A 23,083-nucleotide genomic window follows, 5' to 3' on the forward strand; every position below is an offset into this window, starting at 1 on the left:
CGACGAGTGCCGATGCGGGCAATCCGGTGGCCCGAGACGTCAACGCTGGCCGATGGCCGCGCCCTCGAACAAGTCCTTGAACTCGCGCGGCTGCGAGCGCCAGTACTGCCTGGGCGCGCGCACCTTGGCGCCCAGCTTCGCGGCCGCGTGCCAGGGCCAGCGCGGGTCGTAGAGCATCGCGCGGGCCAGTGCGATGGCGTCGGCGTCGCCGCTGGCGAGGATGGTCTCGGCCTGCTCGGGCTCGGTGATCAGGCCCACCGCGATCGTCGGCAGGCCCACGTCGGCCTTGATGCGTGCCGCATGCGGCACCTGGTAGCCGGCGCCGAGCGCGATCTTCTGCTGCGGCGACACGCCGCCCGTGCTGACGTGGATCGCCGCGCAGCCCGCGTCCTTCAAGGCGCGCGCGAAGGCGACGCTGCTGTCCAGGTCCCAGCCGCCGTCGACCCAGTCGGTCGCCGACAGCCGCACCCACACGGGCCGGTCGGCCGGGAACGCGTCACGCACCGCGCGGAAGACCTCGAGCGGGAAGCGCATGCGGTTCTCGAGGCTGCCGCCGTAGTCGTCGGTTCGCTGGTTGGCCAGCGGCGACAGGAACTCGTGCAGCAGGTAGCCGTGCGCACAGTGGATCTCCAGTCCCACCAGGCCGAGTCGCGCCGCGCGCCGGGCCGCCTCGGCGAAGCCGTCGCGCACGCGCGCGAGGCCGGCGGCGTCGAGCGCGTGCGGCGCCTCCTCGCCCGGCGAGTGCGGAATCGCCGACGGCGCCTGCGCGACCCAGCCGCCGGCGTCGGCCGACGGGATCTGTTGTCCGCCGTCCCACGGCGCGCGGCTGGACGCCTTGCGGCCCGCATGGGCCAGCTGCATCGCGATCGGGATGGGCGACTGCGCGCGCACCGCCGCGAGCACGCGCGCGAGCGCGGCCTCGTTGGCGTCCGAATACAGGCCGAGGTCGGTCGGCGTGATGCGGCCTTCCTCGACCACCGCCGTCGCCTCGATGATCAGCAGCCCCGCGCCGGACTGCGACAGCTGTCCGAGGTGGATCAGGTGCCAGTCGGTGGCGCTGCCTTCGCTGGCCGAGTACTGGCACATCGGCGCGACGACGATGCGGTTCTCGAGCTCGAGCCGGCCGATCTTGAAAGGCTGGAACAGGGCGGACATGGGCACTCCGGGCGGGACAGGACGCCATTGCAACGCAGGCGGCAAAGCCGCGCTCGGCCGGGGCCAATGCGGTTCGTCGACTGCGGCTGCGGATCGTCCGGGTTGGGGTCACCCGGGTTGGGGTCAGGTCTTGCCTTTTGCCTCCCGGCTGGGGTCAGGTCTTGCCTTTTGCCCGGTTCACCTCGAAGACGGCCCCGCGGAAACAGGCCTGCGCCGCTGCGAAGATCCGGAAGGCGAGACCGGCGGCGCGACTTGCCCTCGGGATCGGCAGGCAAAAGGCAAGACCTGACCCCGCAGCGGAGGCAAAAGGCAAGACCTGACCCCAGGTGGAAAGCGCGATTGCAGCGCAAGGCGCAAGGCCAGGCTCGTCCAGGGTCAATGCGGTTCGTCGACGGCCGCTGCAGTTCGTCGGCGCGCGTCGCCGGCTCGTCGCGACGGGTTGGCGCCGAGGCGGCGGTGGTCCTACGCTGCGCGACATTCCAGAACCCAGGAGATCGGGATGACCGCTACTCGCCGCGCTGCCTTCGTGGCGCTTGCCCTCGCGCTGGCCGCAGGCGCCAGCGACGCTGGAGGCCTCGACCTTCACGCCAGCGCCGACGCCGCGGACGTCGGCCTGCCGGCGTATCCCGGCTCGATCAGGCGATCCGACCCCAGCGGCGATCCGACGGGCTTCTCGTTCGGCCTCTGGGGCGAGTCCTTCGGCATCAAGCTGGCCGTCGCGAGCTATCGCAGCGTCGACGGCATCGACAAGGTCGCCGCCTTCTATCGCGACGCGCTGGCCAGGTACGGCCCGGTGCTCGATTGCAGCCGCGCCGCGAAGAAGCCGGATGCGCCGAAGTCCCGCCATGACGACAAGTCCGACAAGGACAAGCCGGTGACCTGCGACAGCGACTCGAGCGACGCCGGTGCGCGGCTCTACAAGGTCGGCACCGAACACTCGCAGCGCGTGTTCAAGGCGACGCCCTGGCACGACGGCACCAGCTTCGAGCTGGTGCGCATCGAGCAGCACGGTACCGACTAGTTCTTGCCGAAGCGCAGCGTGCCGTCGGCGATGCGCGCGTAGCGCAGCGTCAGCAGGTCCAGCACATAGTTCTGGTACAGCCGCCACGGCGCCTTCGCGCCCTGCTTGGGCATCATGTCGATGGCGCGCCGCACGTAGCCGGACGAGAAGTCGAGGAACGGCCGCGTCTCGACGCCGGGCTCGCTGACCGGCGTCGCGGTGCGCAGGCCGTGCTTGTCCATGTACGCGAACAGGCGCGACGCGTAGTTCGCGGTGAGGTCGGCCTTCAGCGTCCACGACGCGTTGGTGTAGCCGAAGGTGTAGATCAGGTTGGGCACGCCGCTGAACATCATGCCCTTGTAGCCCAGCGTCTTCGAGAAGTCGACCGGCTGGCCGTCGATCGCGAACGCGACGTCGCCCAGCAGGTTCAGCGTCAGGCCGGTGGCCGAGACGACGATGTCGGCTTGCAGTTCGCGGCCCGACTGCAGTCGGATGCCGTCGGGCGTGAAGCGGGCGATCTGGTCGGTGACGACGTCGGCGCTGCCGGCCTTGATGGCCTCGAACAGGTCGCCGTCCGGCACGAAGCAGACGCGCTGGTCCCACGGGTCGTAGCGCGGCGTGAAGTGCGTGTCGACGTCGTGCGCCGGGCCCAGCGCCTTGCGCACCAGGCCGATCAGGTTCTGGCGCATCTTCGCGGGCCAGCGCCGCGACAGCCTGAAGAACAGCATTCCCATGCCGATGTTCTTGGTGCGCGTGAGCCGGTAGGCGAGCATGCGCGGCAGGCGGCGGCGCAGCGTGTCGGCGATCGGGTCGCGCGCGGGCAGCGAGAACACGTAGGTCGGCGAGCGCTGCAGCATGGTCACGTGGGCCGCGCTGCGCGCCATCTCGGGCACCAGCGTGACGGCCGTCGCGCCGCTGCCGATGACGACCACGCGCTTGCCGGCGTAGTCGAGGTCGGCCGGCCAGAACTGCGGATGCACGAGGCGGCCGCGGAAGTCGGCGCTGCCGGCGAACTCGGGCATGTGGCCTTCCGAGTAGCGGTAGTAGCCGCTGCAGGCGAGCAGGAAGTTGCAGCTGATGCGCGAGCGCCTGCCGTCCGCGCGCTCGATCTCCAGCGTCCAGCGCGCGTCGGCGGACGACCAGTCGGCGCGCACCACCTTGTGCCCGAAGCGGATCAGGCGGTCGATGCCGTGCTCCACCGCGGTGTCGACGATGTACTTGCGGATCGCGGGTCCGTCGGCCAGCGACTTCGGGTCCGTCCACGGCTTGAACGCATACCCCAGGGTGTACATGTCGGAATCGGAGCGGACACCCGGATAGCGGAACAGGTCCCATGTGCCGCCGATCGCGCCGCGGCTCTCGAGGATCGCGAAGCGGCGGCCCGGGAAGTCGTTCTGCAGGTGCACGGCCGCGCCGATGCCCGAGAGGCCGGCGCCGATGATGAGCGTGTCCAGGTGCTCGATCGCGTCGCGCGTGGCGCCGCGCAGGAACTCGCCGGCGCGCGCGATCGATCGCCGCGCCTCGGGCAGCTTCGCGAGCAGCTGCCACGCGTGCGGCACGACGGGCCACACGCTGGTCTCGACATGCACGCCCGCGGCGCGCGCCTTCTCGGCGAAGCGCAGGCCGTCGTCGCGCAGCGCCTCCTCGGCGGCGACGTGGAACAGCAGCGGCGGCAGGCCGTGCAGCTCCCCGAACAACGGCGAGACGCGCGGATCCGTCGCGTCGCCGCCGACGCCCAGGTAGGCGTTGCCGAGGTTGGCCAGCGACGGCCCGTGGAACATCGCGTCGCGCTCGCCGTTGCCGTCGATCGACGGGCTGCCGCCGGTGAGGTCGGTGGCCGGCGAGAACAGCGCGGCCGCGTCCGGCAGCGGCTCGCCGGCGTCGCGCAGCACCAGCATCAGCGCGAGCGACAGGTTGCCGCCTGCGCTCTCGCCCGCGAGGACGAGGCGCTGGCCCGGCGAGTCGGCGTCGTGCTTCGCGCGCAGCGCGCGCCAGGCGGCGGCGACGTCGTCCAGCGGGGCCGGGAACGGATGCTCGGGCGCGAGCCGGTAGTCGGGCGCGAACACGCGGAAGCCCTGCAGCGCGAACGCCGACGTGATGGGGCGATGCGTGCGCGGCGAGCAGCCGACGAAGCCGCCGCCGTGCACGTACATCAGCGTCGGGCGCGGACTCGCCGCGATGTCGGCGACGCCCTCGCGCTCGATCCATTCGCCGGGCACGCCGCCAAGCGCGTCGCGCGTATACGTGACGCCCTTGAGCGGCGGCATCGCGGCGGACATGACCTTGCGCACGCGCATCAGGTCGGTCATGTCGCCGAGGGCGGGGCGCACGCGCTTGCGCACGATGCGACGGGCGAGTCTTGCTTGCCAGCTGGCCATGGTCGATTCTCCTTCAGGCCGGCTTGCGCTTGATGCGGCGCGCGAGGTCGCGCGCGACATGCTTCCAGTACGTCACCGGGAACAGCCGCTGCACCAGTGCGGCGGCCTTGGCGTCCTGGCCGACCAGCACGCGCGGGGCGCGGCGTTCGATGGCCACCGCGATGGTCTCGGCGGCCGCCTCCGGCGCGAGCGCGAGCAGGCTGCGCCAGTTGGCGCGCTCGCGCTGCACGTCCAGCGCGTCGAGGCCCTTGGCCAGGCGCGCGTTCTCGGAGATGGCGGTGCGCACGCCGCCCGGATGCACGATCGTCACGCCCACCGGCGAGCCGTTCATCTCGAGCTCGTGGCGCAGCGACTCGGAGAAGCCGCGCACCGCGAACTTGGACGCGGCGTAGGCCGTCTGCCCCGGCGGCGCGATGATGCCGAAGATGCTCGAGACGTTGACGACCTGCGCCGCACCCTCGCGCGCGAGCAGCGGCAGGAACGCCCGCGTCAGGCACACGGTGGCACCGAAGTTGATATTCATCAGCCAGTCGAAGTCGTCGGCGTCGACCTGCTCGAACAGGCCGCCCAGCGCGACGCCCGCGTTGTTGACGAGCGCCGTGACGCGGCCATGCGCCGCGAGCACGGCGGCCGGCAGCGCGGCGACGGCGGCGCGGTCGGCCACGTCCATCGCGTGCGTGCTCACGTTGACGCCCGCGGCGCGCGCCTGCGCGGCGGTCGACTCGAGGCCGGCGGCGTCGAGGTCGACCAGCGCGAGATGCATGCCGCGCCGCGCGAGGTTGACGGCCAGCGCCGCGCCGATGCCGCTCGCCGCGCCGGTGACGACGGCGACGCCGCCGCGCAGCGTCCAGGGTTTCATGCCGGCCATTCGGTCTCCATCATCGTCGTTGTGTCGCGAAAGTGACGACGCGTGTCGTCAGATGTGGGCGGAATCGTAGGCGGCGCGATGTTTCGTGTCAAATAGGGGGATGCCCGCCTCCGCGAAGTCTGTCGCGAAACCCGCCGACCCCCCGACCGCACGTCCGTACGGCGGGCTCGCGATGGAGGAGCGCGTGGCCGCGCGCCGCGCGCGCTTCATCAAGGCCGGCGTCGAGCTGTTCGGCACGCAGGGCTTCCGCGGCGCGACGGTGCGCGGCGTCTGCGCGGCGGCGGGGCTGACCGATCGCTACTTCTACGAGTCGTTCCCCACGCTCGAGGCCTTGCTCGCCGCGGTCTACCACTCGCTGAAGGATCGCTTCGCGACGCGCCTGACGCAGGAGTCGTTCACGTCGGAAGACTGGCGCGGCGACGCCGCCGCCATCGAACGCCAGGTCACCGCCGCCTACGAGCTGTGGTTCGACACCGTGCGCGACCCGCGCGTCGCGCGCATCCTGCTCGTCGAGATCCTCGGCGTCAGCCCGGAGATGGACGCGCTGTATGAGGAGTCGGCGCGCGCGATGGCGGCGTTGACGATCGCGCCGCTGTCGGCCACGCATCCCACGCTCAAGCTGTCCAAGGCGAGGCGCGAACTGCTGGGCCGCGCGCTGGTCGGCGCGGCGCTGCAGGTCGCCAAGATGTGGATGACCGGCGGCTACAGGCTGCCGCGGCGCGACGTCGTGCGCACGTGCGTGCTCGTCGCGATGGGAACGATGGGCGCGCTGACGGCGGAGTCGGGCATGTCGAATGCTCGCGCCGTGCCATGAAGATCGCCACCTACAACGTCAACGGCATCAACGGCCGCCTGCCGCGGCTGCTCGAGTGGCTGGAGGAGTCGCAACCCGACATCGCCTGCCTGCAGGAGATCAAGACCTCCAACGAGACGTTCCCACTGGAGGCGATCCACGGAGCGGGCTACGGCGCGATCTGGTCGGGGCAGAAGTCGTACAACGGCGTGGCCATCCTCGCGCGCGACGCGACGCCGGTCGAACGCCTGCGTGAGCTGCCCGGCGGCGTCGACGACACACACAGCCGCTACATCGAGGCCGAGGTCGACGGCGTCGTCGTCGCCTCGCTCTACCTGCCCAACGGCAACCCGCAGCCCGGCCCCCGGTTCGACTACAAGCTCGCGTGGTTCGAGCGCTTCAACCAGCACGCGAAGTCGCTGCTCAAGGAGAAGCGCCCGGTCGTGCTGGCCGGCGACTACAACGTCGTGCCCACCGACTTCGACATCTACGACACCCGCTCGTGGCTGAACGACGCGCTGCTGCAGCCCGAGAGCCGCGCCGCCTACGCCGCATTGCTGAAGCAGGGCTGGACGGACGCCATCCGCGCGAAGCATCCCGACGAGCGCATCTACACGTTCTGGGACTACCTGCGCAACCGCTGGCCGCGCAACGCGGGCCTGCGCATCGACCACCTGCTGCTGTCGCCCGACCTCGCCGCGCATCTCGTCGACGCCAACGTCGACCGCGAGCAGCGCGGCAAGGAAAAGGCAAGCGACCACGCGCCGACCTGGGTCGTGCTGGGCTGATGACGCTGGACCTGTTCGCCGCGGACACGCCCGAGCTGGAGGACGAACTCCTCGATCCCGGCGCAGTGGTGCTGCGCGGCTTCGCGAGCGCGCGCGAGGCCGCGTTGAAGGACGACGTCGCCCGCGTCACGGCCGCGGCGCCGTTCCGCCACCTCATCACGCCGGGCGGCTTTCGCATGTCGGTGGCGATGACCAACTGCGGCGAGCTGGGCTGGGTGTCGGATCGGCGCGGCTACCGCTACGACCCGGTCGACCCGGAGTCGGGCGCGCGCTGGCCGGCGCTGCCGGATTCGTTCCTTGCGCTGGCCCGCGACGCCGCTGCACGCGCCGGTTATGACGGCTTCGTCCCCGACGCCTGCCTGATCAACCGCTACGCGCCGGGCGCGCGGCTGTCGATGCACCAGGATCGCGACGAGAAGGACCTGCGCGCGCCCATCGTCTCGGTGTCGCTGGGCCTGCCGGCCGTGTTCCTGTGGGGCGGCGACGCGCGTGCCGACAAGGCCCGCCGCGTCGCGCTGCATCACGGCGACGTGGTCGTGTGGGGCGGCCCATCGCGGCTGCGCTTCCATGGCGTGCTGGCGCTCAAGGACGGCGAGCACCCGTTCGCCGGAGGCCATCGGATCAACCTCACCTTCCGCAAGGTCAGGCCCTGAACGGTCGTGATCAGCTGTAAGCAGATGCTTCGAAGGTGGCCTCGCCCCGCACTGCGTTGGGGCGCCGCGGGCGCTGACACACGCGTGTCACATGACAATCATGGCAAATCCGTGACACTGCCTCGTCCGCGTGCAATCCAGCAAAAAGCACGGCATTTGGCGGGCCGCGCGACGGTGACCCATCCTTTTCCACAGGCTTGTCCCCAGACGCTGTGGACAACGAAACGGTGCCTCGGGCAAGCGAGGGGTTGACAGCGACGGATCCGTGGCAGCGAACCAGCCGGCCGGCGCTCGCGTCCTCGAAAGCCGGGGCATCGGCCCCGGCTCCGCATCGATGCAGGAGCGATCAGCCGTGGCTGCGGCGACGGCGCTGCAGCGCTGCCAGCAGCCCGAGACCCGCGACCCACATCGCCAGCGACGACGCCTCCGGCACGCTGCTCACGCTCACGCCCGTGACCGACAGCGCCGATGTGTCGCTCGCCGAACCGACGTCGGCCACGCCGAACGCGATCGTGTGCGCGCCCGCGCCCAGCGTCGCCGACCAGCGGGCCCAGCCCGTGTCGGCCGCGTAGGCGCCCCCGGCCAGCACGTTGGTCGCGGCCAGCGTGCTGGCCAGCGTGATCACCTTGCCGTCGATCACCACGAAGGCCTGGTCGGACAGCGACGGGTCGCCGCCGGGCTGCGTGGTCGCGAAGTCCCATTGGAAGGACAGCGTGCCGCCCGCCGCGGTGGTGAAGGTCTGCAGCGCGGCCGAGCCCTCCACGGCGTCGACGAAGTTGGCCGTGTCCGGATCGAGCGCGCCATCGGGCACGCCGACGAAGCTCTCGAGGTCGCCGCCGCCGAGGTCGGTGGGCCACGGATCGTTGTGCGACAGGTTGCGGTTGATGCCGTCGGCATCGTCCAGGCCGTCCGAGTAGGCGTTGGTCAGCACCAGGTGCGTGCCGCCCGTGGCCACCGACGCGGCGTCGCCGGCGGTGGACCAGCCGGCCAGGCCGGCGAAGCTGCCGTTGGCGACCTGGGCGTCGGCGGACCCGGCGGCGAGCGCCAGGGCGAGGGCCGACAGCGCGGCGAAGGAGGTTTGCTTCATGGGGAACTCACTTGGTTTTGACGGCGGTGCGCACGGCCGCGGCCTTGACCGAGGCCTTGACGGCCGACGTGACGGCCGCGGGCGCGCCCAGGCCGAAGTCGCGCACCGGATCGATGCTGGCGGCGTTGACGTTGAGCAGCGTGACCAGCAGGTGCGGCACGGCCGGCCCGGCCTTGCCGTCGGCGTCGATCAGCACCACCGTGTTGGCGCCGGACTGCTGCCACTGCACGACGCCGTTGGCGACGGCGGTCGACGCGTTCGCGCCGATGCTGGCCAGCAGCGCGCCCAGGTCGAGGCGGTCGTCGTTGGGCATGAAGTCGGTGATGGTGTCGGCCGCGTCGCGCATCGACGTGTAGACGAACACGTCGCGTCCGCCGTTGCCGGTGAGGCGGTCGGCGCCGACGCCGCCGGTGATGACGTCGTCGCCGGCGGTGCCGACGATGGTGTCGTTGGCGGACGTGCCGTTGATCGCGTGCACCAGGTTCAGGCCGATGACGATCGGGTCGTGGTCGGAGGCGCGGTACGGCGTGTTGACCGTGTCGAGGGTGTAGTCGGGGTTGCAGGTCGGGCAGGCCGGCTGCTTGAACTCCAGGTTGTAGTCGATCACCAGCGGCGAGTCGGCGTTGATGTGCCACTCGCTGACGCCCGTCACCTTGGGCGACAGCGAGCTGCTCGTGATCGCCTGGTCGAGGCGGCCCGAGCTGCCGTTGAACACGTACGAGTAGCCGTACGAGTTCGAGCCGGGCTTGTCGAGATAGCGGCCGATCTGGTCGACGAAGCCGTTGCTGGTCAGGTCGTAGACCGGGTCTTCCTTGGCGTAGGCGTTGAAGTCGCCCACCATCAGCGTGTCGGCCACGCCGCTCGTCGACTGCACGCGCGCGGCGAACGCGCGCAGCTCGTCGGCCTGCTGCACGCGGCGCGCGTTGAAGCAGCCCTGGCCGTCGCCCGCGTCGGCATCGCCCGGGCCCGGCGTGGCGTCGCCGCAGTCTTTGGACTTCAGGTGGTTGGCGATCAGCGTGAATTTCTCGCCGTTGGCGGCCGCGAAGGTCTGGGCCATCGGCGCGCGGTTGTTGACCGCGGCGGTGTCGCTCAGCGCCGCGCCCACCAGCGACAGGCGCGACGGACGGTAGATCATGCCCACCTGGATCGCGTCGGTGCCGCCGCCCGTGGCCGCGAACGGCACGCGCGCGTACGTCGTCGCGCCGAGGTAGGCGTTGAGCGAGTCGACCAGGTACTGGATCGTGGTGTTGCCGTTGTTCTGCAGCTCCATCAGCGCGATCGCGTCGGCGTTCATGCCGGCGAGCTCGCGCACCACCTTGTTGGTCTGGCGCGAGAGCTCCGAGGCGCTGTTGGCGCCGCGGCAGTCGTCGGCCGTGTTCGACGGCGGGCACTTGTTGGTGCCGTCGTTGAGCGTGGTGAAGAAGTTCTCGATGTTGGCGCTGCCCACGCGGATGTTGGCCGCGCCGACGTCGTCGGCGTCGACCACGCCCGGCTGGCTCACGCGCGTGAAGCTCACCGGCTGCGTCGGGTGGATCTTGTACGCGCCCGGGTCGGACGTGGACGAGGTCGTCAGGCCGTAGTCGATGACGCCGGTGATGGCGCCCACCGTGTCGCCCGCGAGCACCATGTTGACCGAGGTGCCGGCCAGCGGCGAGCTGTCGGACAGGATGTAGGGCGTCGGGTTCGGGTTCTGCAGCGTGCTGCCGTCGTCCAGCACGATGGAGCGGCGGATGTTGTCGGCATTGAGCAGCTGGCCCTGGCTCGCGGGATCGGCGCTCGGGCGGTAGACGTTGGTGGGCGTCCACAGGCGGCCGCCGGTGCCCAGCGTCATCTGGCCGAAGCGGCCGAGGAAGTAGTTCTGCTGCACGGTGAACGGGCCGGCCAGCGTGACGAGCATGCCCTCGTAGCGCTCCATCGCGTCCTGCGTCGCGAACGGGAACGACAGCACCAGCGGCGCGACGCTGCCGCTGCCGGTCACCGTCAGGTTGGTGACGCCGCCCAGCTCGGTGACGGTGTGCGCGGCGGTGTCGGTGTTGGTCGCCGTGCCGACGTTGAACTCGGAGACCTTGCCCGTGAGCGTCACGGCCTGGCCCGCGCTGACCGTTGGCGCCGTGTTGGTGAAGACGAAGATGCCGTCCGACGTCGCCGGGTCGCCGTCGCCGATCGGATCCTGCAGGAAGAAGCCGTTGTTGTTGACCTTGGTGACGACGCCGGACGTCGTGACCGTCTGGCCAACGTACGGGCTCGTCGCGCCGCTGCCCTGGATCTGCCAGATCGCGGCAGTCGGGGCGGACGGCGGCGGGGCCGGCGGCGGCGGAGGAGGCGGCGTCGTGCCGCCGCTGCACGGCGCCGGCGCCGTCAGCGAGTTGCGCGGCAGCGGCGTGCCGGTGGCGAAGTCGGCGGCGTTGTTGTTGGTGTCGGTGCAGCCGCCGTTGACGCGCAGGATCGCGGTGGTCGAGGACGGCGCCGGGGCCGGGCTGCCTTCGGAGAAGTTGGCCGTCGAGCCGTAGCCGACCAGGTCGACGATGCTCGCGAGCTGTGCCGCGCTGCACGCGCTCGACGCGCCATTGCAGGCCAGGCCGCTCGCCGTGTTGACGAGGACGACCTTGCCCGCCGTGCCCGAGATGTTCAGGCCGTTGTTGGCGACGTCACCGGCGACCGGCAGCGGGTTGCCGGTGGTGGTGACCAGCTGCACGAGATAGTGCTGGCCCGGCTGCAGCGTGCCGCTCAGCGCGGTGACGCCGTTGCTGGCGAAGGTGCCCGTGCCCGCGGCGCTGCTGTACTGGATCGACCAGCCCGAGATCGACTGCGCCGTGCTGCCGGCGTTGAACAGCTCGACGTAGTCGGAGGCGTACGCATTCGGCGCGGCGCCGTTGCCGCCGAACACCTGGCTGATGACCACCCCCGACGTGGAAGCGAACGAGGGAACGGCGACGGCGGCCAGCAGCGCGGTGGCGCCGCGTGCGATCGCGGAGAGACGATGGGGGATGGCCCGGAGCATGGGAGTGTCCTTGTGGGAAGCGGAATCTGAAAGGAAATCGAAAGCCGGCCGCAGTGTCTTGGCGCCGCATGACGGTACGGTGACCGGTATGTGTCCGAGGTCGCCGCATCCCCCGATCAGGTGAGCCCGCCACAGCGGCCCCGGGGACTTTCCCGCAGTCGACATCTCGATTCACATGGCCGTCATTTCGGGCGCGCGGGCGAGCCCGTTGCGTGCCCGCGAGGGCCGCGCATAATCGCCGCCAGTCCCACCCACGACAGGAGCCCGCCATGTCCGCTGCCCATTTCGTCTGGTACGAGTTGATGACCGCCGACGCGCCCGCCGCGATCGATTTCTACAAGCAGGTCGTCGGCTGGAGCGCGCAGGACTCGGGCATGCCCGGCGGCATCTACACGCTGATGATGGTCGGCGACGCGCAGGTCGCCGGCGTGATGCAGACGCCCGACGAGCTGAAGGCGATCGGCGCGCCGTCCGCGTGGTCGGGCTATCTCGCGGTCGACGATGTCGACGCGATGGCGGCGCGCGTGCTCGCGGCCGGCGGCAAGGTGCTGCGTCCGGCCGAGGACATCCCCGGCATCGGCCGCTTCGCCGTCGTCGCCGATCCGCAGAACGCCGCGTTCATGCTGTTCAAGCCCTTGCGCAGCGACCCGCCGCCGATGCCGCCCGCCGGGGCGCCGGGCACCACCGGCTGGCACGAGCTGCGCGCGATGGACGGCGCCGCCGTCTTCGATTTCTACGCGACGCTGTTCGGCTGGACCAAGGGCGAGGGCCTGCCGATGGGCCCGCTGGGCACCTACCAGCTGTTCGAGATCGACGGCGTGCCCTCCGGCGCGATCATGACCAAGGAGCCCGACGCGCCGACGCCGGGCTGGCGCTACTACTTCCACGTCGACGCGATCGACGCCGCGGCGGCGCGCGTCGCGCAGCGCGGCGGCCAGGTCACGATGGGCCCGATGCAGGTGCCCGGCGGCAGCTGGGTGCTGCACGGCCTCGATCCGCAGGGCGCGGTCTTTGCGCTGATGTCGATGACCAAGTGACGGTGGCGACCGACGCGCGCCTCAAGGTCGGGCTGATCGGCTATGGCTACGCCGGCAAGACCTTCCACGCGCCGCTGATCGCCGCGGTGCCGGCGCTCGAGCTGGCCGCGGTCGCCAGCTCCGACGCGGCCAAGGTGCACGCCGACTGGCCCGGCGTGACCGTGCACGCGACCCCGGCCGAGCTGATCGCGCGCGACGACCTCGACCTCGTCGTCATCGCCACGCCCAACGACACGCATCACCCGCTTGCGCGCGCGGCGCTGCTGGCGGGTCGGCACGTCGTCGTCGACAAGCCCTTCACCGTGGCGCTGGACGACGCGCGCGAGCTCGTTGCGCTCGCGCGCGAGCGAGGCCGCGTGCTGTCGGTGTTCCACAACCGGCGCTGGGACGGCGACTTCCTGACGCTGCAACAGCTGGTGGCGGACGGCGCGCTGGGCCGCGTCGTCGAGTTGAACTCGCGCCACGACCGCTGGCGGCCCGAGGTGCGCCAGCGCTGGCGCGAGGCCGCGGGCCCGGGCGCGGGGCTGTGGTTCGACCTCGGCCCGCACCTGGTCGACCAGGCGATGCAGCTGTTCGGCCGCCCGCGCGCGATCTCGCTGGAGCGCGAGCTCACGCGCGACGGCGCGCTGGCCGACGACTGGTTCCACGCCAGCCTGCGCTACGACCGCCTGCGCGTGCACCTGCACGCCGGCATGCTGATGGCCGCGAGCGCGCCGCGCTTCGCGGTGCACGGCACGCTGGCGAGCTTCGTCAAGGACGGGCTGGACGCGCAGGAGGACGCGCTGAAGGCCGGCGTGCGCCCGACGTGGCCGCCGCAGCCCGGCTGGGGCATCGACCCCGGGCGCGCGTCGCGCGTCACGCGCGCGGGCGACGGCACGGCCGTCGTCGAGCCCGTGCGGATGCTGCCCGGCGCGCACATGGCCTATTTCGCGGGCGTCGCGGCGGCGATCCGCGGCGAGGCGGCGAACCCGGTGCCGCCCGAGGAGGCGCTGGCGGTGATGGGGCTGATCGAGCTGGGCATCCGCAGCGCGGAGGAACGCCGCGAGCTGGAATGGACGTTCGAGGACGCGCCAGCACGATGAACGCGGGCGCGGGATACTGCGCGCCATGCAGCCCATCCTGTCCGTCAAGAACGTCTCCAAGACCTATGCGTCCGGATTCAGCGCCCTCAAGGCGATCGACCTCGAGATCCGCAAGGGCGAGATCCTCGCGCTGCTGGGGCCCAATGGCGCCGGCAAGACCACGCTGATCAGCATCGTCTGCGGCATCGTCACCGCCAGCGAAGGCAGCGTGACGGTGGACGGCCACGACATCGTCGGTGACTACCGCCTGTCGCGCTCGCTGATCGGCCTGGTGCCGCAGGAGCTCACCACCGATGCCTTCGAGACCGTGTGGGACACCGTTTCGTTCAGCCGCGGCCTGTTCGGCCGCGCGCCGGATCCCGCGCACATCGAGAAGACGCTGAAGGCGCTGTCGCTGTGGGACAAGAAGGACAACCGCATCCGCACGCTGTCGGGCGGCATGAAGCGGCGCGTGATGATCGCCAAGGCGCTGTCGCACGAGCCTCAGGTCCTGTTCCTCGACGAGCCCACCGCGGGCGTGGATGTCGAGCTGCGGCGCGACATGTGGCAGCTGGTGCGCGAGCTGCGCGCAACCGGCGTCACCATCATCCTGACCACGCACTACATCGAGGAAGCCGAGGAGATGGCCGACCGCATCGGCGTCATCACCAAGGGCCAGCTGCTGCTGGTCGAGGACAAGACCGAGCTGATGCGCAAGCTCGGCAAGAAGCAGGTGACGCTCGTGCTGCAGGACGCGGCCGCCGAGGTTCCCGCGGCGCTGCGCGACTACGAACTGGCGCTGTCGCCGGACGGCACCGAGCTGACCTACACCTACGACACGCGCAGCGAGGCGCGCGGCATCGTCGACTTCATGAAGCACGTCAACGACGCCGGCATCCCGTACAAGGACCTGCGCACGCGGCAGAGCTCGCTGGAGGACATCTTCGTCAGCCTGGTCGAGGGAGGCAAGCAATGAGCACGCAGGTCGCGAACCCCAACTGGCATGCGGTGCGTGCGATCTACAACTTCGAGATGGCGCGCACCTGGCGCACGCTGATGCAGAGCATCATCTCGCCGGTCATTTCCACCTCGCTGTACTTCGTCGTGTTCGGCGCGGCCATCGGCTCGCGCATCCAGACGGTGGGCGGCATCCCGTACGGCGCATTCATCGTGCCGGGGCTGATCATGCTGTCGCTGCTGACGCAGAGCATCTCCAACGCGTCGTTCGGCATCTACTTCCCGAAGTTCACCGGCACGATCTACGAGCTGCTGTCGGCGCCGGTGTCGTGGATCGAGATCGTGATCGCGTACGTGGGCGCGGCGGCGTCGAAGTCCATCATCCTCGGGCTGATCATCCTGGCCACCGCGGCGCTGTTCGTGCCGCTGCGCATCGACCATCCGCTCGTGATGCTGGTCTTCCTGGTGCTGACGGCCGTCACGTTCAGCCTGGTGGGCTTCATCATCGGCATCTGGGCCGACGGCTTCGAGAAGCTGCAGGTGATCCCGCTGCTGATCGTCACGCCGCTGACCTTCCTGGGCGGCAGCTTCTATTCGATCTCGATGCTGCCGCCGTTCTGGCAGACCGTCGCGCTGTTCAACCCGGTCGTCTACCTGATCTCGGGCTTCCGCTGGTCGTTCTACGGCGCGGGCGACGTCAGCGTCGGCTTGAGCATCGCGATGACGCTCGGCTTCCTCGCGATCTCGATGGCGGTCGTGGCCTGGATCTTCAAGACCGGCTATCGGCTGAAGAACTGACGCCGGAATGAAAAAGAGGCCGCGCGTCGCGAGGCCTCGAAGGAGCGGAGGGCGCGCCCGTGGCGCGCCGGCGTTCAGGCGTTGGCGCGATGGCCGACGATGGTCACGTGCTGCACGGCGACGTGCGTCAGGCCGTAGGGCGCCATGGCCAGACTGTCCGCGGCCGCGTACTGCTTCGTCGCGATGCCGTTCATGCCGGCGACGGTGGCCAGGGTCATGAGGACGGAGAGGGCGAGGGCGGCGGCTTGGGTCGTGGTCTTGGTCATGATGGGCTCCTGAAGGTGTCGGGCGGTTGATCTGTCCGGAAGCGCGTTTCGTGTTCCGATGTGTTCACTATCGGAGCTTGCTTCGTCGCTTCAAAGCGTGTTGCGATGGGGCGCGACGATGGCGGTGCGGAACGCAAATTTGCGCGATGGACCGTTGGTGGGTTCGACTTGCATCGTTCGACGCGATGCCTTGTCTGCCTGCGGCGCTTTGGCCCGCCGCGTTGCGCCGGGCGTTCCTGGGCGGCATGGTCACTGCGGCAGGGCGTGCGGGGGCTTGGCTCTCCGGCTTGCCGTGCGTCGGATTCGGCGGCCTGAACGGCCTTGAATCCCAGGGCCTCTCGTCAAATTCAGACCGCGCGACGCCTGCGGGCCGCGCCCGGCAGCTTGGCGCATACGCCACCCATGGCCCTGGCCGCGCCGGTCGCGCCTGCGATCCAAGCCCCGCCCACCCTGCCGGTCGGCGCATTTGCTGTTGGAAGAGGTTGCGTGTCTCGCCCCATCGACGGGCTCGACAGCCCCGTGCCGGCCGAACTCTGCGAAGTGCAGCTTGGCGCGCGAACAGCGCTTCGCGCGTGGCGGTGGTTGCCTTCGCGGACGCGCAGCGGCCGCGTGCTGGCAAGTGAGCGTCGAATCCGCAGCGTTCGAGTGGCGCCGGGGCTGCCGAGGCCCTCGATGGGCCGAGGCATGCTTATCGTTCCCAAAAAAACAAAGCAGCAGCGGCGGGGTGGGCAGGGGCGGGGCGCGCGGCCCGTTGCACGGCGTGGCGGGCATGTGCGCGTTGCGTGGCGCGCACCGGGTGAACTTCCCTGGCGTCCTGCAAGGGCAATTTTTGGCGCACGCCCGCCGAATCCCGCCGTCCAGGCGCGGATTCAGCGTCGCATGTGGCCGCGAGCCCCGCCCCTACCCGCCCTGCCGCCCGCGACACGCCCCCCAGGAACGCCAGCCGCGCCAAGCGGCTGGCCACAGCGCCGCAGGCATCCAACAGCGACGAGACACAAGCCAGATCGGAGAAAAAAAAGCCCCGCACACGGCGAGGCTTCGAAGAAGGAGCAAAAGAGGCGCGCTCTCCGCGCGCTGGAGGGTTACGCAGTGGCGCGATGCCCGACGATCGTCACGGTCTGCTGCGCGACGTGCGTCTGGCCGTAGGGAGCCATGGCCAGCGTGTCCGCCACCGCGTACTGCTTCGTCGCGATGCCGTTCATGCCCGCCACGGTGGCGACGGTCATGATGGCAGCCAGGGCGAGGGCGGCGAACTGGGGGGTGGTCTTGGTCATGGCGGGCTCCTGGGGTGGTTGGTCCGGAATCGCGTTTCGTGTTCCGATGGATGGACTATCGGAGTTCGCGCACACGCCGCCAACTGCCTTGCGACGACCGGCGGCGGAATCGGAACGAACTGCAATCTGGCGCGACGGACCGAGACCGCAGGCGCGGTCCAGGAGGGAACACGGGTTGCCCGACCAGGGGCACGAGCGGCCCTGGCGCCGCGCAGCGCCGTGCGCGAGAGGTTTCCCATGGACATCAAGCAAGACCCCAATTCGATCCCGAACTTCAACTCGGGCGGCCGCCTCGGCGAACCGCAGCGGGCCGAGCCCGAGCAGGTGCAGTCCAGCGTCGAGCTGGATCCGTCCGCCGGCGGCGATGGCGCCGCCAGCGAGGCGGCCGGGCACGAGTCCCTGCTGGGCGATGGCAGCGGCGTCGGCAAGCCCAAGGCCGCGCAGGATCCGTCGAAGACCGGCGGCGGCGCGATCGACGGGCTCGTCGGCGCGCCCTGAGCCTCAGCTCGACAGCGGCAGGTGCAAGGTCGCGCACAGCCCGCCGCCGGGGCGCGCGGCCAGTTCCAGGCGACCGCCCTCGCGTTCGGCGAGCGCGCGCGTGATGTAGAGCCCCAGGCCCAGCCCGGCGCGGCGGCCGCTGTCGCTCTCGGCGCCGGCCCAGCGCAGGAAGGGGGTGCCCGCATTGGCCAACTGTTCGGTGCTGAGGCCGGGCCCGCGGTCCATCACCGCCACGCAGACGTGGGTCGGCCCGGCGGTCACCTCGACGTCCACCGCCCCGTGTTCGCCGCCGTGGCGGATCGCGTTCTCGATCAGGTTCTCGACCATGCGCCGGAACGCCGCCGGCTGGCACGGCGTGGAGGCGGACTTGCCGCTGAGCGTGACCTCGGGCCCCGTCGGCGGCAGGTCGTCGACGATCGCCTGCACCAGCGCGAAGGCGTCGACGCGGCGGTCGCCGCCGCCCGGCGCGGGCGTGGCGGGACGGAACAGCGCGAGCAGGCTCTCGATCAGCTCGTCCATCTGGTGCACGTCGTCGATCGCCGAGCGCGCCGCCGGATGCCCCTCCAGTTCGGACAGGCGCATCCGCAGCCGCGTCAGCGGCGTGCGCAGGTCGTGCGACACCGTGGCCAGCATCAGGCGCTGCGTGTCGAAGTCGGTCTTGAGCTGGCGCGACAGGTCGTTGAAGACGCGCGCCGTCTGGCGCACCTCGCGCGTGCCCCGGTTCTCGTCGAGCTGGGGCGGCGCGACCGACAGCCCGACGCTGGCCGTCGGCGACAGCGAGTGACCCAGCAGCCGCGCGGCGTCGCTGAGCCGCTGCATCGGCGCCGTCAACGCGCGGGCGACGAGCCATGCTGCGAGGGCGACGGCGATCAGCTTGATGGCGGCGTCCAGGCCGATCGAGATCCACGGCGGCTGCCGCGGCCCGGGCGTCGGCGGCCAGCTCTTGCCGGGCGGCGGCGCCGGGACGGGGGTGGTGCTGGACAGCAGCGGATGGATGGACTGCCGGATCGGCGGCGTATCGCGCCAGGGCGGCGGCGGCGCGGTCGCGCGGAAGACCTCGAACGCCAGGAACGAGCTGGTCGAGAACGCCACGAGCAGCAGCAGGAAGATGCGCACGAACAGCGTGTCGAGGGTCTTGAAGCGCAAGGCGGCTCCGGCGTCTAGTAGTGGATGGCGCGCGGCGCGCCGCCGCCCACGGCGATGGCATCGCCGTTGATCGCGCGCGAGCGCGGCGAGCACAGGAAGGCGACGACGTCGGCGACCTCGGCGGCATCGACCAGGTGGCGGATGCTGTTGCCCTCGGCCATCTCGCGTTCGACGTCCTGCGCGCTTCGGCCCGTCGACCTGGCCTTCTCGGCGATCAGCGGCCCCGTGCGCTCGGTGCGCGTCAGGCCCGGATGGACGACGGTGACCTGGATGCCCGCCGGACCCAGCTCGTCGGCCATGTTCTTGGTGAGCGCCGCCACCGCGATGTTGCGCATCGAGCCGATCGCGCTGCCGCTGCTGCGCGCGGCCAGGCCGCTGACATTGACGATGCGGCCCCAGCCGGCCGCGCGCATGCCCGGCACGACCTCGCGCGCACAGCGCACGTAGCCCATCACCTTGGTGTCCATCTCGCGGTGGAAGGCCTCGCCGGCGATCTCCTCGAGCTTCGGCGGCGCGGCGTAGCCGGCCGGCTCGGCGGCGGCGTTGACGAGGATGTCGATCGCGCCGCCCAGCTGCTTCGCGGCGGTGGCGACCGCATGGCGCACCTGCTCGTCGTCCGTCGTGTCGGCGACGACGGCGATGACGTCGCCGCCGGTCTGCATCGCGAGCTCGGAGACGGCGTCCAGCAGCGTCTGCTCGTGGCGTGCCAGCAGCGCGACGTCGGCGCCCTCGAGCAGCAACGCCCGCGCGACGGCCTTGCCGATGCCCTTGCTGCCGCCGGTGACCAGGGCGCGCTTGCCTTTGAGCTGGAGATCCATCGGGGAGCCTTTGTGGTCGAAACGGAGTGGCCGATTCTGGCGCGCCGGCGATGGCGTGTCACACGGCGGGACAAGCGGACGCCTATCATCGTCGGGCAACGTCATCCCCGTGTTGCTGTCGACCTCGTCCCAGGAGCCCATGCCGCCTCGCCTCGACACCCCCTTCGCCGCGCGCGCCTGGCTGCGCGCATTCCTCGCGCTGATGTTGGCGCTGGTGCTGCAGGGCTGCGCCTCGCTCGCCGACCTGCAGAAGACGCCCAGCACCGCGATCCCGGCCGCGGCCGACAGCCCGCTGGCCGCGCTGCTGCCGCCCGACCTGGCGCCCGGCAGCGGCTCGGCGTTCCGGCCGCTGGCCTTCAGCTCGTTCTCGATGGACGCGCGCCTGACGCTGATCCGCGAGGCGCGCGTCAGCCTCGACATCCAGTACTACCTGCTCGCCGACGACCTCACCGGCCGCGCCTTCCTGCGCGCGGTGCGCGACGCGGCCGTGCGCGGCGTGCGCGTGCGCATCCTCGTCGACGATCTCTACACCGCGGCCAACGACCGCCTGCTGCAGGGCATCGCCGCCTATCCCAACGTGCAGGTGCGGCTGTTCAACCCGTTCCCGGCCGGGCGCGCGCTCAACGTCACGCGCTGGAGCCTGTCGCTGCTCGATCTGACGCGCCTGAACCACCGCATGCACAACAAGCTGTTCATCGCGGACGGCGTGTTCGCGATCGCGGGCGGCCGCAACATCGCCGACGAGTACTTCTTCCGCAGCCCGCGCGGCAACTTCATCGACTTCGACCTGCTCGTGGCCGGCGACGCCGTGCCCGAGCTGGCCGCCAGCTTCGACCAGTACTGGAACAGCCGCCACGTCTACACGCTGGACGCACTGGAGCCCGGCGCGCCCAAGGCCGAGGCGCGGCGCGAGGAGTTCGAGCGCGCGACCGCGTCGGCCGAGATGCTGTTCGGCCCGATCATGGCCGGCGCGCGGGACTTCCTGAACTACTCGCCGCTGAGCCACGACATGGCCAGGCCCCCGCTGAAGATGCTGCGTGGGCGCATCGAGGTGGTGGCGGACAGCCCCGACAAGGTCAGCGGCGCGGCGGCGTCCGGCATGGACAAGTCGACCGTGATCTCGCACCTGAGCGAGCGGATCAACCACGCGCACGAGCAGGTGTTGCTGGCATCGCCGTATTTCGTGCCGGGCAAGGCCGCGCTGGACGGCCTGGTGCGGGTGCGCCAGCATGGCGTGGCGGTGACGCTCGTCACCAACACGATGGCCTCCAACGACGAGCCCTTCGTCAGCGCCGCCTACGGCCGCTACCGGCGCCGCATGCTGCAGGCGGGCATGAGCCTGTACGAGGTGAGCCCGCGCATCCTGCGCATGGACACGACCTTCGACGATTCGTTCGGCTCGATGCTGGGCACCTCGACCGGCCGCCTGCACGCCAAGATCGTGGTGATCGACCTGAACACCACGGTCGCCGGCTCGATGAACCTCGACTTCCGCTCGTCGCGCGAGAACACGGAGCTGGGCCTGTTCGTCGAGTCCGGCGAACTGGCGGCCGACGTCTCGCTGCTGATCGACGACCTGCGCTCGGCCGGCACCTACCGGATGCGGCTCGGCGGCGCGTCGGGCACCGACGTGCAATGGGTCGACGACGAGCCGGACGGCGAGAAGGTCTTCGAGTCCGAGCCCGAGATCAGCATCGCGACGCTGCTGGAGGTGTGGCTGTTCTCGCCGTTCATCCAGGAAGACCTGTTGTGAGCGCCAGTCGCCGACGGCTCGTGAAGCGCCGCGCCTCGCCCGTGACCGGATCCGTGAACGCGATCTCGCGAGCAAGCAACTGCAGCGGATTCGACCAGTCGGGCAATGCATCGGCCGCGGGCTCGGGCCACAGCGTCGGGTAGATGCGGTCGCCGACGATGGGCACGCCCAGCGCGCTCATCTGCACGCGCAGCTGGTGCGTGCGGCCGGTGCGGGGCGTGAGTCGATAGAGCGCCAGCGCGTCCGAGCGTTCGACGAGTTCGACGAGCGCCTCCGCGTTGGGCTCGCCGTCGGCGACCTGCACCTGCATGAAGCCGCGGCCCTCGGGCTTCTCGAGCCGGTGGCGCGCAAGCAGCGGCAGCGCGAGATCGGCGCGCCACGGCGCGATCGCCTCGTAGACCTTGTGCACGTCGCGCTCGCGCAGCAGCGCGTGGTACGCGGCACGCTCGTCGGCGCGCACGGTGAACACGAGCACGCCGGCGGTCTCGCGGTCGAGGCGGTGCATCGGCGCGAGCGTGGCGATGCCCAGGCGTTGGCGCAGCCGCACCAGCACGGTCTCGCGCAGGTGGCGGCCGCCCGGGATCACCGGCAGGAAGTGCGGCTTGTCGACGACGACCAGGTGCTCGTCCTGGTGCAGCAGCTCGATGTCGAAAGGCACGCGCGGTTCCGGCGGCGGGTCGCGCCAGTACCAGAACAGGCTGCCCGCGGCGCACGGCGCGTCGGCTCCGAGCGCGCGGCCGTCGGCATCGAGCACGTCGCCGCGCGCGAGCCGCGCGGGCCAGTCGGCGACGGCGGGGAAGCGTGCGGCGAGGAAGTCCAGCAGCGTCGCGAAGCGGCCGTCGGCGACGCCCACGCGGCTGGCCGCGACGCCGTCGCGCAGCGGAGGCGCGAAGCCGTCAGTCACTCGAACCATCGAGCCGCCGCGCGCGCTGCAGGCGCCAGGCCTCGTCGGGATGCGACGGGTCGAACACCTGCTCCGCGGTGGTCGCCGTCTCGCGCAGCCCGGTGTCGAGTGCGACGCGGTTGTCGAACACGAAGCACTCGCCCTGCCAGTCGCGCGCGGCGTCGGGCAGCTGCCGGAAGTAGTTGAGGATGCCGCCGTCCAGCTGGAAGACATCCAGGCCGAGGCTGCGCAGCCAGGGCGCGGTCTTGTCGCAGCGGATGCCGCCGGTGCAGTACATCGCCACCGGCCGCTTCGCCGCGCGCCACGCGTCCGCGCGCGACTGCACGTAGGCGACGAAGTCGCGGAAGTTGTGCACCTGCGGATCGAGCGCGCCGCGGAAGCGGCCCAGCCGGACCTCGAAGTGGTTGCGGTTGTCCAGCACCACGACGTCGCCGCGCGCGAGCAGCTCGCGCCAGGCCGCGGGCGAGAGATGGCTGGCGTCGTTTTCGTCGGGCGCGGGCAGCTCGCCGGGCAGGCCGAGGGCGACGATCTCCGGCTTGACGTGGACTTTCAGAAGGCCGAACGGCATCGTGGTGCATGCGCTGTGCTTGAAGACCATGCCGCGCAGCGCGCCGGCGAGCGCCGTCTGCAGCGCGGCCTCGAAGTCCGCGACCGCGTCCGCCGCGCCCGCCACCGTGCCGTTGACGCCTTCGTGCGCGACGACGATGCTGCCCGTGAGTTCGTGCGCGAGCGCCCGCAAGGCATCGGCAGCCGCGACGGGATCGGGCAGCGGCACGAAACGGTAGAAGGCGCTGTGCAGCAGGGCGGTAGGCGAGGGCTCGGGCATCGAGCCTCGATTGTCTCAGGGC

Annotated in this window: 21 protein-coding genes; 10 read left to right on the forward strand and 11 right to left on the reverse strand. The window is 71.0% G+C overall.

Translation table 11 applies throughout. The annotated features are described in order from the left end of the window. Nucleotides 1-39: 39 nt before the first annotated feature. Complete coding sequence (locus LPC04_RS14495; RefSeq protein WP_275682959.1) at nt 40-1,155, reverse strand: NADH:flavin oxidoreductase/NADH oxidase; 1,116 nt, start codon at nt 1,153-1,155, stop codon at nt 40-42. Nucleotides 1,156-1,654: 499 nt separating this feature from the next. On the opposite strand from LPC04_RS14495, the gene LPC04_RS14500 reads away from it, so the two are divergent. Continuing rightward, complete coding sequence (locus LPC04_RS14500) at nt 1,655-2,176, forward strand: hypothetical protein (RefSeq protein ID WP_275682960.1); 522 nt, start codon at nt 1,655-1,657, stop codon at nt 2,174-2,176. Here the strand turns inward: LPC04_RS14500 and LPC04_RS14505 are convergent. Further along, complete coding sequence (locus LPC04_RS14505) at nt 2,173-4,533, reverse strand: alpha/beta hydrolase fold domain-containing protein (RefSeq protein ID WP_275682961.1); 2,361 nt, start codon at nt 4,531-4,533, stop codon at nt 2,173-2,175. The genes LPC04_RS14500 and LPC04_RS14505 overlap by 4 nt on opposite strands. Before the next feature lie 13 nt (nt 4,534-4,546). Further along, a complete protein-coding gene (locus tag LPC04_RS14510; RefSeq protein ID WP_275682962.1) occupies nt 4,547-5,401 on the reverse strand; it encodes an SDR family NAD(P)-dependent oxidoreductase in 855 nt (284 codons plus the stop codon). A 100-nt stretch (nt 5,402-5,501) separates the two neighbouring features. Here LPC04_RS14510 and LPC04_RS14515 point away from each other — a divergent pair, with 100 nt between their 5' ends. From LPC04_RS14515 to alkB, 3 genes are read left to right on the forward strand one after another with little or no spacing between them, the layout of a single operon-like run. Then, nucleotides 5,502-6,215 carry a TetR/AcrR family transcriptional regulator gene (locus tag LPC04_RS14515; RefSeq protein WP_275682963.1) on the forward strand — a complete coding sequence of 238 codons (714 nt, stop codon included), beginning with the start codon at nt 5,502-5,504 and terminating at the stop codon, nt 6,213-6,215. Continuing rightward, nucleotides 6,212-6,982, forward strand: a complete 771-nt coding sequence (gene xth / locus LPC04_RS14520; protein ID WP_275682964.1) for an exodeoxyribonuclease III — start codon at nt 6,212-6,214, stop codon at nt 6,980-6,982. Before LPC04_RS14515 ends, xth begins: the two co-directional genes overlap by 4 nt. Further along, on the forward strand, nt 6,982-7,635 hold the full coding sequence (gene alkB, locus LPC04_RS14525; RefSeq protein WP_275682965.1) for a DNA oxidative demethylase AlkB: 654 nt from the start codon (nt 6,982-6,984) through the stop codon (nt 7,633-7,635). The genes xth and alkB overlap by 1 nt, the downstream gene beginning before the upstream one ends. Nucleotides 7,636-7,981: 346 nt before the next feature. Here the strand turns inward: alkB and LPC04_RS14530 are convergent, their stop codons facing one another. Next, the gene (locus tag LPC04_RS14530; protein WP_275682966.1) at nt 7,982-8,722 is read right to left on the reverse strand and encodes a PEP-CTERM sorting domain-containing protein; all 741 of its coding nucleotides are present in this window, start codon (nt 8,720-8,722) and stop codon (nt 7,982-7,984) included. Between the two features lie 7 nt (nt 8,723-8,729). Continuing rightward, nucleotides 8,730-11,723: an ExeM/NucH family extracellular endonuclease gene (locus LPC04_RS14535; RefSeq protein ID WP_275682967.1), complete on the reverse strand. Its 2,994-nt coding sequence runs from the start codon at nt 11,721-11,723 to the stop codon at nt 8,730-8,732. Nucleotides 11,724-11,992: 269 nt separating this feature from the next. Between LPC04_RS14535 and LPC04_RS14540 the strand changes: the two genes are divergently transcribed. The 4 genes from LPC04_RS14540 to LPC04_RS14555 are packed head-to-tail and all read left to right on the forward strand — an operon-like array spanning nt 11,993 to nt 15,576. Continuing rightward, nucleotides 11,993-12,760 carry a VOC family protein gene (locus LPC04_RS14540; protein ID WP_275682968.1) on the forward strand — a complete coding sequence of 256 codons (768 nt, stop codon included), beginning with the start codon at nt 11,993-11,995 and terminating at the stop codon, nt 12,758-12,760. After that, on the forward strand, nt 12,757-13,842 hold the full coding sequence (locus LPC04_RS14545; protein ID WP_275682969.1) for an oxidoreductase: 1,086 nt from the start codon (nt 12,757-12,759) through the stop codon (nt 13,840-13,842). The genes LPC04_RS14540 and LPC04_RS14545 overlap by 4 nt, the downstream gene beginning before the upstream one ends. A gap of 25 nt (nt 13,843-13,867) precedes the next feature. Further along, on the forward strand, nt 13,868-14,797 hold the full coding sequence (locus LPC04_RS14550) for an ABC transporter ATP-binding protein (RefSeq protein ID WP_275682970.1): 930 nt from the start codon (nt 13,868-13,870) through the stop codon (nt 14,795-14,797). Then, nucleotides 14,794-15,576 (forward strand): ABC transporter permease, encoded by a 783-nt coding sequence (locus LPC04_RS14555; RefSeq protein WP_275682971.1) that lies wholly within the window; start codon nt 14,794-14,796, stop codon nt 15,574-15,576. Before LPC04_RS14550 ends, LPC04_RS14555 begins: the two co-directional genes overlap by 4 nt. 74 nt (nt 15,577-15,650) lie before the next feature. Here LPC04_RS14555 and LPC04_RS14560 read toward each other — a convergent pair whose 3' ends face one another. Both LPC04_RS14560 and LPC04_RS14565 read right to left on the reverse strand, forming a co-directional pair. Then, nucleotides 15,651-15,842, reverse strand: a complete 192-nt coding sequence (locus LPC04_RS14560; RefSeq protein WP_275682972.1) for a hypothetical protein — start codon at nt 15,840-15,842, stop codon at nt 15,651-15,653. Between the two features lie 1,082 nt (nt 15,843-16,924). Beyond that, a complete protein-coding gene (locus LPC04_RS14565; RefSeq protein WP_275682973.1) occupies nt 16,925-17,116 on the reverse strand; it encodes a hypothetical protein in 192 nt (63 codons plus the stop codon). A 237-nt stretch (nt 17,117-17,353) separates the two neighbouring features. Between LPC04_RS14565 and LPC04_RS14570 the strand changes: the two genes are divergently transcribed. Beyond that, nucleotides 17,354-17,614 (forward strand): hypothetical protein, encoded by a 261-nt coding sequence (locus LPC04_RS14570; protein ID WP_275682974.1) that lies wholly within the window; start codon nt 17,354-17,356, stop codon nt 17,612-17,614. A 3-nt stretch (nt 17,615-17,617) separates the two neighbouring features. Here the strand turns inward: LPC04_RS14570 and LPC04_RS14575 are convergent, their stop codons facing one another. Both LPC04_RS14575 and LPC04_RS14580 read right to left on the reverse strand, forming a co-directional pair. Further along, entirely contained in the window at nt 17,618-18,760 is a 1,143-nt protein-coding gene (locus tag LPC04_RS14575) for a sensor histidine kinase (protein ID WP_275682975.1), read from the reverse strand. A 14-nt stretch (nt 18,761-18,774) separates the two neighbouring features. Then, nucleotides 18,775-19,578: an SDR family NAD(P)-dependent oxidoreductase gene (locus LPC04_RS14580; RefSeq protein WP_275682976.1), complete on the reverse strand. Its 804-nt coding sequence runs from the start codon at nt 19,576-19,578 to the stop codon at nt 18,775-18,777. Nucleotides 19,579-19,717: 139 nt separating this feature from the next. Here LPC04_RS14580 and LPC04_RS14585 point away from each other — a divergent pair, with 139 nt between their 5' ends. Next, a complete protein-coding gene (locus LPC04_RS14585) occupies nt 19,718-21,331 on the forward strand; it encodes a phospholipase D family protein (protein WP_275682977.1) in 1,614 nt (537 codons plus the stop codon). Here LPC04_RS14585 and LPC04_RS14590 read toward each other — a convergent pair. Then, nucleotides 21,309-22,244, reverse strand: a complete 936-nt coding sequence (locus LPC04_RS14590) for a pseudouridine synthase (protein WP_420854725.1) — start codon at nt 22,242-22,244, stop codon at nt 21,309-21,311. The genes LPC04_RS14585 and LPC04_RS14590 overlap by 23 nt on opposite strands. Next, complete coding sequence (trhO, locus tag LPC04_RS14595) at nt 22,228-23,061, reverse strand: oxygen-dependent tRNA uridine(34) hydroxylase TrhO (protein ID WP_275682979.1); 834 nt, start codon at nt 23,059-23,061, stop codon at nt 22,228-22,230. The genes LPC04_RS14590 and trhO overlap by 17 nt, the downstream gene beginning before the upstream one ends. Nucleotides 23,062-23,083: the final 22 nt, after the last annotated feature.

The organism is Scleromatobacter humisilvae (assembly GCF_023231945.1).
In the GTDB taxonomy this organism is placed as follows: domain Bacteria; phylum Pseudomonadota; class Gammaproteobacteria; order Burkholderiales; family Burkholderiaceae_C; genus Scleromatobacter; species Scleromatobacter humisilvae.

Bases quoted from the DNA above. Each gene is read 5' to 3' on its own strand.
- LPC04_RS14495 (WP_275682959.1), bottom strand. From the start codon at position 1,155: ATGTCCGCCCTGTTCCAGCCTTTCAAGATCGGCCGGCTCGAGCTCGAG.
- LPC04_RS14500 (WP_275682960.1), top strand. From the start codon at position 1,655: ATGACCGCTACTCGCCGCGCTGCCTTCGTGGCGCTTGCCCTCGCGCTG.
- LPC04_RS14505 (WP_275682961.1), bottom strand. From the start codon at position 4,533: ATGGCCAGCTGGCAAGCAAGACTCGCCCGTCGCATCGTGCGCAAGCGC.
- LPC04_RS14510 (WP_275682962.1), bottom strand. From the start codon at position 5,401: ATGGCCGGCATGAAACCCTGGACGCTGCGCGGCGGCGTCGCCGTCGTC.
- LPC04_RS14515 (WP_275682963.1), top strand. From the start codon at position 5,502: ATGCCCGCCTCCGCGAAGTCTGTCGCGAAACCCGCCGACCCCCCGACC.
- xth (WP_275682964.1), top strand. From the start codon at position 6,212: ATGAAGATCGCCACCTACAACGTCAACGGCATCAACGGCCGCCTGCCG.
- alkB (WP_275682965.1), top strand. From the start codon at position 6,982: ATGACGCTGGACCTGTTCGCCGCGGACACGCCCGAGCTGGAGGACGAA.
- LPC04_RS14530 (WP_275682966.1), bottom strand. From the start codon at position 8,722: ATGAAGCAAACCTCCTTCGCCGCGCTGTCGGCCCTCGCCCTGGCGCTC.
- LPC04_RS14535 (WP_275682967.1), bottom strand. From the start codon at position 11,723: ATGCTCCGGGCCATCCCCCATCGTCTCTCCGCGATCGCACGCGGCGCC.
- LPC04_RS14540 (WP_275682968.1), top strand. From the start codon at position 11,993: ATGTCCGCTGCCCATTTCGTCTGGTACGAGTTGATGACCGCCGACGCG.
- LPC04_RS14550 (WP_275682970.1), top strand. From the start codon at position 13,868: ATGCAGCCCATCCTGTCCGTCAAGAACGTCTCCAAGACCTATGCGTCC.
- LPC04_RS14555 (WP_275682971.1), top strand. From the start codon at position 14,794: ATGAGCACGCAGGTCGCGAACCCCAACTGGCATGCGGTGCGTGCGATC.
- LPC04_RS14560 (WP_275682972.1), bottom strand. From the start codon at position 15,842: ATGACCAAGACCACGACCCAAGCCGCCGCCCTCGCCCTCTCCGTCCTC.
- LPC04_RS14565 (WP_275682973.1), bottom strand. From the start codon at position 17,116: ATGACCAAGACCACCCCCCAGTTCGCCGCCCTCGCCCTGGCTGCCATC.
- LPC04_RS14570 (WP_275682974.1), top strand. From the start codon at position 17,354: ATGGACATCAAGCAAGACCCCAATTCGATCCCGAACTTCAACTCGGGC.
- LPC04_RS14580 (WP_275682976.1), bottom strand. From the start codon at position 19,578: ATGGATCTCCAGCTCAAAGGCAAGCGCGCCCTGGTCACCGGCGGCAGC.
- LPC04_RS14585 (WP_275682977.1), top strand. From the start codon at position 19,718: ATGCCGCCTCGCCTCGACACCCCCTTCGCCGCGCGCGCCTGGCTGCGC.
- LPC04_RS14590 (WP_420854725.1), bottom strand. From the start codon at position 22,244: ATGGTTCGAGTGACTGACGGCTTCGCGCCTCCGCTGCGCGACGGCGTC.
- trhO (WP_275682979.1), bottom strand. From the start codon at position 23,061: ATGCCCGAGCCCTCGCCTACCGCCCTGCTGCACAGCGCCTTCTACCGT.